Origin of the sequence: Leifsonia araucanica (assembly GCF_051161895.1) — a bacterium.
GTDB lineage: Bacteria > Actinomycetota > Actinomycetes > Actinomycetales > Microbacteriaceae > Leifsonia.
This window is the reverse complement of sequence record NZ_JBMBTW010000002.1, coordinates 1,583,697-1,595,458: the sequence shown is the minus strand read 5'-3', so window position 1 is coordinate 1,595,458 and position 11,762 is coordinate 1,583,697. Positions and strand designations below refer to the sequence as shown.

12 protein-coding genes are annotated in these 11,762 nt (G+C 70.3%); 8 read left to right on the top strand and 4 right to left on the bottom strand.

Features of this window, described 5'->3' with window-relative positions; genetic code table 11:
• Positions 1-118: 118 nt before the first annotated feature.
• Complete coding sequence (locus tag ACN6M5_RS07610; protein WP_434949135.1) at positions 119-703, top strand: TetR/AcrR family transcriptional regulator; 585 nt, start codon at positions 119-121, stop codon at positions 701-703.
• 123 nt (positions 704-826) lie between these two features.
• On the opposite strand, the gene ACN6M5_RS07605 is transcribed toward ACN6M5_RS07610, so the two are convergent.
• Positions 827-1,918 (bottom strand): LacI family DNA-binding transcriptional regulator, encoded by a 1,092-nt coding sequence (locus tag ACN6M5_RS07605; RefSeq protein ID WP_434949133.1) that lies wholly within the window; start codon positions 1,916-1,918, stop codon positions 827-829.
• A gap of 92 nt (positions 1,919-2,010) precedes the next feature.
• Here ACN6M5_RS07605 and uriH point away from each other — a divergent pair, with 92 nt between their 5' ends.
• The 3 genes from uriH to ACN6M5_RS07590 are packed head-to-tail and all read left to right on the top strand — an operon-like array spanning position 2,011 to position 5,362.
• Positions 2,011-2,967 carry a uridine-preferring nucleoside hydrolase UriH gene (gene uriH, locus ACN6M5_RS07600; protein WP_434949131.1) on the top strand — a complete coding sequence of 319 codons (957 nt, stop codon included), beginning with the start codon at positions 2,011-2,013 and terminating at the stop codon, positions 2,965-2,967.
• Positions 2,964-4,418 carry a uridine transporter UriT gene (gene uriT, locus ACN6M5_RS07595; RefSeq protein WP_434949130.1) on the top strand — a complete coding sequence of 485 codons (1,455 nt, stop codon included), beginning with the start codon at positions 2,964-2,966 and terminating at the stop codon, positions 4,416-4,418. The genes uriH and uriT overlap by 4 nt, the downstream gene beginning before the upstream one ends.
• The gene (locus ACN6M5_RS07590; protein ID WP_434949129.1) at positions 4,415-5,362 is read left to right on the top strand and encodes a ribokinase; all 948 of its coding nucleotides are present in this window, start codon (positions 4,415-4,417) and stop codon (positions 5,360-5,362) included. The genes uriT and ACN6M5_RS07590 overlap by 4 nt, the downstream gene beginning before the upstream one ends.
• Positions 5,363-5,457: 95 nt before the next feature.
• Here ACN6M5_RS07590 and ACN6M5_RS07585 read toward each other — a convergent pair whose 3' ends face one another.
• Positions 5,458-5,796: a hypothetical protein gene (locus ACN6M5_RS07585; protein ID WP_434949127.1), complete on the bottom strand. Its 339-nt coding sequence runs from the start codon at positions 5,794-5,796 to the stop codon at positions 5,458-5,460.
• Positions 5,797-5,919: 123 nt separating this feature from the next.
• Positions 5,920-6,753, bottom strand: coding sequence for a DsbA family protein (locus ACN6M5_RS07580; protein ID WP_434949126.1), 834 nt, complete (start codon positions 6,751-6,753; stop codon positions 5,920-5,922).
• A gap of 191 nt (positions 6,754-6,944) precedes the next feature.
• On the opposite strand from ACN6M5_RS07580, the gene ACN6M5_RS07575 reads away from it, so the two are divergent.
• Both ACN6M5_RS07575 and ACN6M5_RS07570 read left to right on the top strand, forming a co-directional pair.
• Positions 6,945-7,571, top strand: a complete 627-nt coding sequence (locus ACN6M5_RS07575) for a class I SAM-dependent methyltransferase (protein WP_434949125.1) — start codon at positions 6,945-6,947, stop codon at positions 7,569-7,571.
• Positions 7,572-7,667: 96 nt separating this feature from the next.
• On the top strand, positions 7,668-8,300 hold the full coding sequence (locus ACN6M5_RS07570; protein ID WP_434949123.1) for a G5 domain-containing protein: 633 nt from the start codon (positions 7,668-7,670) through the stop codon (positions 8,298-8,300).
• Between the two features lie 34 nt (positions 8,301-8,334).
• Here the strand turns inward: ACN6M5_RS07570 and ACN6M5_RS07565 are convergent, their stop codons facing one another.
• Positions 8,335-9,768: an MDR family MFS transporter gene (locus ACN6M5_RS07565; RefSeq protein ID WP_434949121.1), complete on the bottom strand. Its 1,434-nt coding sequence runs from the start codon at positions 9,766-9,768 to the stop codon at positions 8,335-8,337.
• Positions 9,769-9,872: 104 nt separating this feature from the next.
• Here ACN6M5_RS07565 and ACN6M5_RS07560 point away from each other — a divergent pair, with 104 nt between their 5' ends.
• Positions 9,873-10,472: an ArsR/SmtB family transcription factor gene (locus ACN6M5_RS07560; RefSeq protein ID WP_168689848.1), complete on the top strand. Its 600-nt coding sequence runs from the start codon at positions 9,873-9,875 to the stop codon at positions 10,470-10,472.
• Positions 10,469-11,731: an MFS transporter gene (locus ACN6M5_RS07555; protein WP_434949120.1), complete on the top strand. Its 1,263-nt coding sequence runs from the start codon at positions 10,469-10,471 to the stop codon at positions 11,729-11,731. The genes ACN6M5_RS07560 and ACN6M5_RS07555 overlap by 4 nt, the downstream gene beginning before the upstream one ends.
• Positions 11,732-11,762: the final 31 nt, after the last annotated feature.

The following is an 11,762-nucleotide window of genomic DNA, read 5'->3' as shown; positions in this document are numbered from 1 at the left end:
CCTCGTTTTGGGGTATTGACAGCGGCGGTGCTGGTCAGGTCGGAACCCCACGAGCGAGCATATTCACTATTGACGACTTGTCAATAGAGCGCGCGATGCGGGTGGCTAGGCTCGTCGCATGGAGATCGACCGGCGCACTCGCCTGACCCCGGATGAACGCCGGGCCCAGCTGGTCGCGCTCGGCGTCACGTTCCTGGTCGACAACCCGCTGGATGCGCTCACCATCGAAGGCCTGTCCGCCCAGGCCGGCGTGTCGCGGGCGCTGCTGTTCCACTACTTCGGAACGAAGCAGGGGCTGCACCGCGAGGTGGTGCGCACGGCGCGAGACAGCATGTTGCGCGCGACGCAACCGCAGGAGGACCTGCCGCCGCTCGACCGGCTGCACGACACCCTGAGCAGGATCGTCCAGTTCGTGCGCGACCACCGCGGCACGTTCTACTCGCTGGTGCGCGGCGTGGCCAGCGGGGACACCGAGGTGCGCGAGGTGGTCGAGGAGGCGCGCGCGGAGCAGGCGGAACGGGTGATCGCAGTGTTCGTCGAGCTCGGCGTCCCCGATACGGAGCTGCTGCGCATCGCGCTGCGGTCGTGGGTCGCGTTCGCGGAGGAGGCGCTGGTGCGCAGCGCCCTCGGCACCGACTTGGCCTCGGACGAGGTGGTCGCGTTCCTCGAGCGCAGCGCGCGCGCCGTCGTCGCCGCCCTCTGAGGCGCCCGCTGGCATCTCGCGCGCGCCTCCTGCGCCGAGATGCCAGTAACTGTCGCGCATCCCGGGCGTTTCGCGACAGTTACTGGCATCTCGCCGAATGGGGCGCGGGGGCCGGGGCGCGGGTCAGGCGGTGGAGCCGCGGGCGATGAGGGTCGCGACGAGGTCGGGCGGCGGGCCGACGGTCGGGCCGGCGGCGTGGCCGCCGGCGGCGTCGGCGCCGTCGATCTGCGCGACCAGGCGGCGCGCCGCGGCGCGGCCGAGCGGCTCGCCGGGGAGCCGCACCGTGGTCAGCGGCGGCGCCGTCACGCGCGAGTACGGCAGGTCGTCGAAGCCCGTCACCGCCACGTCGCCCGGCACCGACAGTCCGGATGCGCGCGCCGCTTCGAGCACGCCGTACGCGTGCGTGTCCGTCGCACACACCACCGCCGTCACCCCGTCGGCGCGCCACTCCGGCCACGCCGCGCCGAAGGCCGCCGCCGCCGCGCCGAGCTCGATGATGCTGCGGGCCGCATCCGGGGCGCTCACGGTCATCCCGTTGCGTTCGGCCGCTGCGGTGAGCTGTTCGCGGCGCAGCTGGAAGGTGCGGGTGTCCGTGATGCTGTCGAGGTAGCCGAGCGTGCGGTGGCCGCGGGAGGCGAGGTGCGCGGCGAGCGCGTCGATCGCGTCGCGCATGTCGTAGTTGACGGCGGCGACGTCGGTGCGCAGCTCCGGCGCATCCAGGACCACCAGCGGCGCGTCGTCCCCGAGTTCGTCGAGGAACGCGTCGGAGGGCGCATCCACCAGGTAGCCGGCCGGCCGCAGCCCGGCGAACCTGCGCACGTCGGAGGCGGACGGCTGCACCCCGCTCTCCGTCACGGACAGCACGAGCTGGAAGCGTGGGCCGAGTTCCTGCTCGATGCCCTGGATCACCGAGCCGAAAAACGGGTTCGACAGGTCGGGGGCGACCAGCACGACGAGGTCGGACCGTCCGCGGGCGAGCGCGCTCGCCCCCTGGTCCACCACGTAGCCGAGTTCGGCGACCGAGGCGCGCACCCGCTCGATGTTGGCGGGGGAGACCCGCCCGTCCGTCTTGCCGTTGAGCACGAGCGACACCGTCGCCACCGAGAGCCCGGCGTGCGCGGCCACCTGCGCGGCCGTCACCCTGGTCGTCGCCCGGGATGCGCGGGGTGCGCTGGGTGCGCCTGATGCGCGGGATGCTCGGGATGGGCGGGGCATACATCGATGCTATCGGCGGGCGATTTCACGTCAAGCGCTTAACGTGATAAGCATTAAGCGCTTAACTCATCCCCCGACGAAGTGGAGCCCCCGTGGCCAATCCGGGCAAGAAAATCATCCTCGACTGCGACCCAGGGCACGATGACGCCATCGCGATGCTGCTGGCGCACGGCAACCCAGACATCGAACTGCTCGCCGTCACCACCGTGGTCGGCAACCAGACGCTGCCGAAGGTCACGCGCAACGCGCTCGCCGTCGCCGAGATCGCCGGAATGATCGGCGTCCCGATCGCCGCCGGAGCGACCCGCCCGCTCGTGCGCACCATCGAGAACGCTCCGGACATCCACGGAGACTCCGGCATGGACGGCCCCGTCCTCCCCGAGCCGACCACCCGGGTGGATGCGCGTCACGCGGTCGACCTGATCATCGACACGATCATGGCCAACGAGCCGGGCACGGTCACCCTCGTGCCGACCGGCGGCCTCACCAACATCGCGCTGGCCGTGCGCAAGGAGCCGCGCATCGCCGAGCGCGTGAAGGAGGTCGTGCTCATGGGCGGCGGCTACCACGTCGGCAACTGGAACGCGGTCGCGGAGTTCAACATCAAGATCGACCCGGAGGCGGCGCACATCGTCTTCAACGAGAGCTGGCCGGTGGTGATGGTCGGTCTCGACCTCACCCACCAGGCGCTCGCGACGCCCGACGTCGTCGCGGCGATCAGCGCGGTCGGCACGAAGCCGGCGCGGTTCGTCGTCGAGCTGCTCGAGTTCTTCGGCCAGACGTACAAGGAGGCGCAGGGCTTCGACGCCCCGCCCGTCCACGACCCGTGCGCCGTCGCGTACGTGATCGACCCGAGCATCGTCCGCACCGTCAAGGTGCCGATCGACATCGAGCTCACCGGCACGCTCACCCTCGGGATGACCGTGGCGGACTTCCGCGCGCCAGCGCCGGACGACTGCACCACCTGGGCGGCGACCGACCTCGACCACGAACGCTTCTGGGCGCTCGTCGTCGACGCACTCGAGCGCATCGGGGAGGTCGACGCATGAGCGGCCTGACCGCATCCACCGGCGCCACCCGCACCGGCGCCACCCGCACCGGCTCCGGCCTGACCAGCGGCGGCAAGAGCCTCGCCGCCCTCACCGCCGCGCTGCTCGCCGCCTGCGTCGCGTTCCAGCTGAACGCGAGCATGCTGAGCCCGGTGCTCGTCACCATCGCGCACGAGCTGAAGACCGACGACGCCTCCGTCGGGCTGTCGCAGACCATGTTCTTCACGCTCGCCGCCCTGTTCTCGTTGTTCCTTCCGCGGCTCAGCGACATCGTCGGACGCAAGCGCATCCTGATCGGGATGCTGGTTGTGATGATGCTCGGAAGCATCGTCGCCGCCCTGGCCGTCAACCTGCCGATGCTGTACGTCGGCCGCGCGATCCAGGGCGTCTCCGGACCGGTCGTCCCCGTCTGCCTGCTGATGCTGCGCGCCGAGATCTCCGACCCGAAGAAGTACGGAGCGGCGATGGGCCTGCTCACCGCGGTCAACGGCGGCATCGCGGGCATCGACGCCATCGCCGGCGGCTGGCTCGCGACCACGCTCGGCTTCCGTTCCGTGTTCTGGGTCATCGCGATCGTCTCGGTGGTCGCCGTCGCGCTCGTCCTGATCTGGGGCGTCGAGTCGAAGCCGTCCGCCGGGACGCGGATGGACTGGTGGGGCGTCATCCCGCTCGTCGTCTCCATCGGCGCTCTGCTGATGGCGCTCAACGAGGCGGGCAAGCTCGCCGCGGCCAACTGGGCGCTCGTCATCGGCGGCATCGTGCTGTCGCTGGTCGCGTTCGTGGTGTTCTGGTTCGTGGAGAAGCGCATCCGGGAGCCGCTGGTGCCGCCGAAGTACCTGCGCCAGCGCAGCACCTGGGCACTGCTGGTCACCACGCTGCTGACCATGACCGGCGTGTTCGCCGTCGTCAACGGACTCGTGACCTCGATCGCCCAGAACGGCGACGCCGGGTTCGGGATGCAGGCCGACCTCGCGTCGCTCGCCTTCCTCACCCCGTATGCGATCGTCGGCTGGATCGTCGGACCGTTCGCCGGACGCCTCGCGCCGACGCTCGGCTACCGCACCGTGCTGCGCGTCGGACTCGTCGGCAGCATCGTCGCGACCCTGATCATGGCGTTCGTCGGCGTGCACTCGATGCCGGTGCTGATCGTCGCGACCGTGCTGATCGGCATCTGCTACGCCGGCATCGCGAACATCATGCTCAACGGCCTCGGGATCGTGCTCTCCCCGGCCGACAACCCCGGCTTCCTGCCCGGCCTCAACGCGGGAGCGTTCAACCTCGGCGCCGGCCTCAGCTTCGCGCTGCTTCCCGTGCTGCAGGTGGTCCTCAGCCCGGCCGGAAGCACCTCGACGGTCGGCTACAGCGCCGGGATGCTCGTGGGCGCTGCGATCACGGCCGTCGCCCTCGCGGTGTCGTTCCTCATCCCGAAGCCCGTCACGGCAGAGGCATGAGCGGCGGAGGCATGAGCGGCGGAGGCGCGACCGGCTCCGGCATCCTGATCGTCGGGTCGCTGAACGCCGACCTGGTCGTGCGCGCCGAGCGCTTCCCCGGACCGGGGGAGACCGTGCGCGGTTCGGAACTCGTGACCCTGCCGGGAGGCAAGGGCGCGAACCAGGCCGCGGCGGCCGCGCTGCTCGGCGGCGACGTCCGGATGCTCGGAGCCGTCGGCGCCGACGCCCACGGCGAGCTACTGACCGGCTCGCTGCGCCGCGCGGGGGCCGACGTGGACGGGGTGCGCAGGATCGACGGCACCGCGACCGGCACGGCGATGATCACGGTGAACGCCGCCGGCGAGAACACCATCGTGGTCAGCCCGGGCGCCAACGACCGGCTGACCGCCGACGACGTGCGCGACAGTGACGCGTTCACGGGTCGTGGCGTGCTCGGGCTGTGCCTCGAGATCGACACGGCCGTCGTGGTCGCCGCCGCCCAGCGCGCGGCGGCCGATGGCGCGACCGTGCTGCTCAACCTCTCCCCGTACGCGGAGGTGCCGGACGCGCTGCTCGCGGCGACGGACGTGCTGCTCGTCAACGAGCACGAGGCGTCGACGCTGCTCGGCGTCGACGTGGAATCCGTGGACGCGGCGGAGGTCGCATCCCGGCTCGCCGACCGAGGCATCCGGCGCGCGGTCATCACCCGCGGCTCGGAGGGCGCGCTCGTGTTCGACGACGGCGACCACACCACGGTGCCGGCGGTCCCGGTCTCCGCGGTCGACACCACGGGATGCGGCGACGCGTTCATGGGAGCGCTCGCGCTGCGCCTGGCCGCCGGGGAGACGCTCGCGGCCTCCGCGGCGTTCGCGACCGTCGTCGGTGCATACGCGGCCACCGGCCACGGCGCCCAGTCCTCGTACCCGACACTCGCCCAGCTGGAGGCCTTCCGCGCCTCCCGCTGACCCAAATAGTCGAGTCCGAAGTTATTCACGCGACACGCCGCTCGCGGCCGTGAACAACTTCGGACTCGATGGTTTGGGGGCGGGGCAGGGCGGGGTCAGGCGTCGGGGTCGCGGGCGGCGTCGGTGGCCGTGTCCGGGTCGGCGTCGATGTCTGCGGGGTCCGCGTGCTCGTCGTAGAGCGGGGAGGCCTCGGTGGGGGAGCCGCCGGTCGGGCCGTCGTTGCCGTCGCCGGCACCGGGCCAGACCGTCTCCCCGGCGACCGCGTCCGTGGTGACCAGGTCGTCCGCGAAGTCGGCGGCGGCGATCGGATCGTCCGCCGCGTAGTCGACGTCGCCGTCGGCCGGGTCCACCCAGCCTGCAGTGTCTCCGGCGTCCGCGTCGCCGAGCAGGTCGTCGTCGAGGCCGTCGATGCCGTCGTCCGGGATGCGGTCCATGGTGTTTCCCTTCGCCGTCGTGCTGGTGTCCGTGCTGGTGCAGCGAACGCTACACCGCGCCGGCGAACGACAGAAGCGCCCGGTCCGAGGACCGGGCGCTCCCGTGCTGCGCTGCTGCGCGTGCTACTTCTTCGGCGTCGGGGTGGGGAAGGTCACGCTTCCGCTGGCACCGGCGTCCTTGACGGCCGTTCCGACGAACGACGCGAACGTGGTGGCGTCGGTGAAGCCGCCCGAGTATCGCTGGCCGTTCACGAACACGGTCGGCGTTCCGAACCCGTTCGCTCCCCGCAGCTGCGGGTCGCTCACCGCGGAGGCGGTGCGGTTCGTGACGAACTTCGCGAACCGCTGGTCGTTGACGCAGTCGGTGACCTTCTGCGACGAGACTCCCTTGTCCTTGAACAGCTTCAGCATCTCCGCGTTGGTCAAGCCGGAGCCTGTCTGCTCATCCGGCTGGTTGGCGAACAGGGCGCTGTTGATGTCGAAGAACTTGTCCGGCTGGTAGTTCGCGACACAGGATGCGGCTGCCGCTGCCCTGGTCGAGTACTTCTTGTTCGTGGACGAGTCCAGGATCGCGACCGGGTGGATCTCCAGGGTCGCCTGGCCGTCCGCCATCCACTGCTTCATCTGGTCGGAGTTCGTGGTCTCGAACTGGTTGCAGTACGGGCACTGGTAGTCGAGCCAGATCTGGATGTGCGCCGTCTTGCCGTCGAGTGTCTGCTTGGTCGGCGTCGGCTCGGCGCCCTTCGCGATGGCGGGCGTGGTCACCGCCTTGTCCGACGCGGTGAGCAGGATGCCGCCGCTTTGCATGTTCTTCGGGTTGGCGACGTTGTTGGCCGCGTTGACCCCGGCGAAGATGAACCCGCCGACGATCGCGAGCACGGCGACGATCCCGACGATCACCGAGCCCTGCACGATGATCTTGCGGCGCTTGGCCTTCTTGGCGGCTTCCTCGCGCATGAGGCGGGCGTGTTCCCTCGCCTCTTCCCGGCGGTCGCGTTTATTCGGCCCCGAAGCGCCCCTGCCTGTTGCCATTCGGCTCAATCCCATCAACGGTGAACAGTTCCGTGACGATGTTATTGGCTCAATGCTTTGAAGGGGCTGTGCCGGTGCCGTAGCGTTGCAGAGATGCGAGACGAAGGTGGGCGACTGTGACGGCAGCGAAAGCCGAAGAGCCGGGAGGCTCCGGCAGCGGAACGGCCGGCCTCGATTACGCCGAGCGGCTCCGCAGGCTCGACAACTCCTGGTGGAGGAGGACGCTCAACGTCCAGGCGCCGTACCGGTACAACATCCGGCACATGCACCTCGGCAGGGTCCTCGACATCGGCTGCGGTCTCGGCCGCAACCTCGCCCACCTCGGCAACAACGGCGTCGGCGTCGATCACAACCCCGAGTCGATCGCGACCGCACGCGCTCGCGGCCTCACGGCGTTCACGAGCGACGAGTTCCCGTCCTCTCCGTACGCGGTGCCCGGCAGCTTCGACGCTGCCCTCGTCGCCCACGTGGTCGAGCACCTGGATCCTGACTTCGCTGTGGAGCTCATCCAGAGCTACCTGCCGTATGTGCGCTCGGGCGGGCAAGTGGCGTTCATCACGCCGCAGGAGCGCGGGTACCGCAGCGACGCGACGCATGTGACGTTCGTCGACTTCGATGGCCTGCGCGAACTGAGCGTGAAGCTCGGGCTGACGCCGATCCGGCAGTACTCGTTCCCGTTCCCGCGCGCGGCGGGCAAGGCGTTCGCGTACAACGAGTTCGTGATGCTGGCGCGCAAGCCGTAGCCTGCACCCCCGTTCTGGGCTGTTGTCGAGCCGAAAGCGCTGGCGCATACTCGCTGCGTGGGAACAAAACTGACAAAGACTCAGAAAAATGGGTGGATGCGCGCGCGGACGACCTGGATCGTCGCCGGCTCGGTGTTCGCCCTGGTGGTCGGCACGACCGCGATCGCCAACGCGGTGGCGCCGCACGCCCCGGCATCCGCCCCGGTCGGGTTCGTGGCCGACGCCGACTCGACGCCGAGCGCGACGCCGACTCCCACGCCGACTCCCGTGGTCGAGACCAAGACGGTGACGGTCGACGAGCCGGTCCCGTTCGCCGCCACCACGGTCGACGACCCCGGCTCGGACGTCGGAACGAGCGCCGTGACCACCGCCGGTCAGAACGGTGTGAAGACCACAACCTTCCGGGTGACGCTGCGCGACGGCGTCGAGACGGAGCGCACCCTCGTGTCGGAGAGGGTCACCACGGCCCCGGTCGACCAGGTGACGAGCGTCGGCAGCCGCCAGCCTGCGCCGCCGCCGCCGCCCGCCCCGGTCGCGCCTCCCGCTGCGGCACCGGACGCCGGTGGGTGCGACCCGAACTACACCGGGGCCTGCGTCCCGATCGCAAGCGACGTCGACTGCGCGGGCGGCAGTGGCAATGGGCCCGCGTATGTGCAGGGTCCTGTGCAGGTCGTCGGCAGCGACATCTACGACCTCGACCGCGATGGAGACGGCGTGGGCTGCGAGTAGCTCCCCGGGCCGGAAGCGTGCGGAGTTCTCCTCCTCAGCTCGCCGGCGTGAACGCCACGTCCTCCACCCGCGAGCGCGGCATCGACGCCCCGGCCGCGATGGTCAGCGAAGAGACCACCGCGACCGACACGAACACCGCGGTCGCCGCCGACTGCACGGTCGCCGGGTCGTGCTCGCCTCCTGCCGAGCCGGTGATGATCGAGTTGGCGATCGCGCCGAAGACCGCGACGCCGACCGCGCTGCCGATCGAGCGGGCGAACATGTTGGTGCCCGTCACGACGCCTCGTTCGTTCCAGTCGACGCTCGACTGGGCGGCGATGAGGGTCGGGGTGGCGATGAGGCCCATCCCGAGGCCGACGATGAAGCAGCTGATCGCGACGAACGCGACGCTCGGGTGCACGCTGGTCGCCGCGAGCGTGATCGCCCCGACGAGCGCGATGGCCGAGCCGAGCAGTGCCGTGTTGCGGAAGCCGATGCGCAGGTAGAAGCGTCCGGACTGGGAGGCGGCGATCGGCCAGCCGATGGTAAGCGCCGCGACCGCCAGGCCGGAGATCAGGGGCGTGACGTGCACCGTCCCTTCGAGGTAGGTCGGCACGTAGGAGGTGAGCCCGATCAGGATGGCGCCGACGCCGAGTGACACCAGCGTGGTCGTCACCAGCAGCCGCCGCGAGAACACCCAGAGCGGGAGCACGGGTTCCGCCGCGCGCCGCTCGACCAGCACGAACGCCACCAGGATGAGGCCGCCCAGCACGAACGAGCCGATGCTCCACACCGAGTTCCAGGCCCAGCCCGTCCCGCCTTCGAGCACCGCCAGGATGAGCAGCGTCATGCCGGAGGTGAGCAGGATCGAGCCTGCGTAGTCGATCCGGTGCTTCCGTCGCTCGATCTTCTCGTGGAAGGTGCGCATCAGCATCCAACCGGCCAGGATGCACAGGGGCACGTTGACGAAGAAGATCCACCTCCACGAGGTGAACTCGGAGAACAGGCCGCCGAGCGTCGGCCCGACCACCGAGGAGATCGCCCAGACGCTCGCCAGGTAGCCCTGCGCCTTCGCGCGCTCCGCGACGGTGTAGATGTCCCCGGCGATGGTGACGGCCATCGGCTGGATGGCTCCGGCGCCGAGGCCCTGCACGGCGCGGAACGCGATGAGGGCCGGCATGCTCCAGGCGAACCCGCACAGCACGGAGCCGACGAGGAAGAGCCCGATGCCGATCAGGACGATCGGCTTGCGGCCGATGGTGTCGGACAGCTTGGCGTAGAGGGGGACGGAGACGGCCTGCGCGAGCAGGTACACCGAGAACAGCCAGGGGAACTGCGAGAATCCGCCCAGGTCGGCGACGATCGACGGGACGGCCGTGGCCAGGATGGTCGAGTCGATGGCCACCAGTCCGGTGGTCAGCATCAGCGCGATCAGGATGGGCCCTCGCTCGGACCGGAATCCGATATTGGCCGTGGTGGTGCTCGACATCGCTCTCCCGCTCTGTTGCGTTCGTTAACGTTCTACAACAACGCGTTGCCCGGTCAACCATTCCCCGCTTGACGTGAAAGAACGGACAGCCGACAATGTGAAACATGTCTTTCACATCGAGCAGACCCGAGGACCGGCGGCAGGTCACCGACGCCCGCGCGCTCCGCGCCCTCGCGCATCCACTGCGGCTCGCCCTGCTCAACCACCTGATGGCGTTCGGCACCCAGACGGCCAGCCAGTGCGCGGAGGTCGTCGGCTCCACCGCCTCCAACTGCAGCTACCACCTGCGCTCGCTCGCGCGCTACGGCCTGGTCGAGTCCGTCGACCCGGTGGATGGACGCGAGCGGCCCTGGCGCTCCACCGCCACCGGGCTGCAGTTCGGCAGCAGCGACGACCCGGCCACCGCCCTCGGCTCCGACACCGTCGAGCGCGCCCTGGTCGAGAAGCAGATCGACGACGAGGCGGCGCTCACCCGCCGCGCCGTCGCCGGCCGCGACACGCAGCCGGAGGAGTGGAAGGACGCGATGACGCTCTCCGGCTACGCCCTGCGGATGACGCCGCAGGAGCTCCGCGACCTCGGCGAACGACTGGATGCTCTCATCCGCCCGTACATCGGCCTCACCCGCGACGACGCCCCGGAGGGCAGCGACGTCGTCGCCCTCCACCTGAACGCCTACCGCCACCCGGATGCGAGGACATCGTGACAGACACCCGGCCACCGCAGGCGGGGGAGCGGAAGCGCTCGCCGCTGCTCCGGCGCGACTTCGCCCTGGTCTGGGCCAGCAGCTTCATCTCCGACACCGGCGACTGGCTGCTGATGATCGCGCTGCCGCTGTTCGCGTTCGCCGTTACGGGCAGCGCGCTCGGCGCATCCACCGTCTTCCTGGCCGAGCTCGTGCCGATGCTCGTGCTCGGCAGCTTCCTCGGGGTGCTCGTCGACCGCTGGGACCACCGCAGGACGATGATCGTCGCCAACCTGCTGCAGGGCGCCCTGCTGCTCCCGCTGCTGGCGGCGTCCGCCGACCGGATGTGGATCGTCTACGTCGTCGCAGCGCTCGAGGCGTGCCTCGGTGCGATCGTCAACCCGGCCAAGCAGGCGCTGGTGCCGCGTCTCGTGGATGACGACCAGCTCGGCCAGGGCAACGCGCTGATGGCGGTGAGCGACAATCTGGCCAGGCTGATCGGCTCCCCGCTCGGCGGCCTGGCGTTCGTGCTGGTCGGGCTGCCCGGCGTGGTGGTGGTGGATGCGGCGAGCTACCTCGTGAGCGCCGGACTGGTCGCGCTCAGCCGGCCCCGCGCATCCACTGCTGGGGACGCCGACCACCCGCCGCTGCCGCGCGTGCACTTCCTGCGGCAGTGGCTCGACGGCCTCTCCACCATCCGCCGGGTGCGTCCGCTCGGCGCTGTGACGGCGATCACCACGCTCGGCCAGTTCGCGCAGGGCATCTTCCTGGTCCTCTTCATCGTGTACGTCACCGACCGGCTCGGAGCGAACGGCACCGAGGTCGGCCTGCTGCGCGGCGTGCAGGCCATCGGCGGCGTGATCGGCGGGCTGCTCAGCGGCGTGCTGCTGCGGCGGTTCGCCCCGCGCATCCTGGTCGGCGCCGGCTACCTCGTCTTCGGGGCGATCTCGCTGCTCACCTGGAATCTGTACCCGGTGACCACCGCGGTCGGCGTGTACGTCGGCCTGTTCATCGCCGTGGGCATTCCGGCCGTCGCCACCACCACCGGGCTGATCACGATCGTGCAGCGCGTCACGCCGCCGGAAGCGCTCGGCCGCGTGTTCGCGTCGGTCACCACCTTCGGCGGCGCCGCTCAGGGCGCCGGGCTGCTGGTGGCCGGTTTCCTCGCCGAGCATTTCGACGTCGTCGCCATCCTGAACGGCCAGGCGCTCGTGTACATCGCCTGCGGATTGCTCGGCCTTGCGCTACTCGGGGAGAGGGTGCGTCCCAGCGAGCGGTAGCCTGGACAGTGCCCTTTAGCGCGAAACTCGC

What these genes read in the sequence shown, in the direction of transcription:
- ACN6M5_RS07610 (WP_434949135.1), top strand. Translation starts at nt 119, where the DNA reads ATGGAGATCGACCGGCGCACTCGCCTGACCCCGGATGAACGCCGGGCC.
- ACN6M5_RS07605 (WP_434949133.1), bottom strand. Translation starts at nt 1,918, where the DNA reads ATGCCCCGCCCATCCCGAGCATCCCGCGCATCAGGCGCACCCAGCGCA.
- uriT (WP_434949130.1), top strand. Translation starts at nt 2,964, where the DNA reads ATGAGCGGCCTGACCGCATCCACCGGCGCCACCCGCACCGGCGCCACC.
- ACN6M5_RS07590 (WP_434949129.1), top strand. Translation starts at nt 4,415, where the DNA reads ATGAGCGGCGGAGGCATGAGCGGCGGAGGCGCGACCGGCTCCGGCATC.
- ACN6M5_RS07585 (WP_434949127.1), bottom strand. Translation starts at nt 5,796, where the DNA reads ATGGACCGCATCCCGGACGACGGCATCGACGGCCTCGACGACGACCTG.
- ACN6M5_RS07580 (WP_434949126.1), bottom strand. Translation starts at nt 6,753, where the DNA reads ATGCGCGAGGAAGCCGCCAAGAAGGCCAAGCGCCGCAAGATCATCGTG.
- ACN6M5_RS07570 (WP_434949123.1), top strand. Translation starts at nt 7,668, where the DNA reads ATGCGCGCGCGGACGACCTGGATCGTCGCCGGCTCGGTGTTCGCCCTG.
- ACN6M5_RS07565 (WP_434949121.1), bottom strand. Translation starts at nt 9,768, where the DNA reads ATGTCGAGCACCACCACGGCCAATATCGGATTCCGGTCCGAGCGAGGG.
- ACN6M5_RS07560 (WP_168689848.1), top strand. Translation starts at nt 9,873, where the DNA reads ATGTCTTTCACATCGAGCAGACCCGAGGACCGGCGGCAGGTCACCGAC.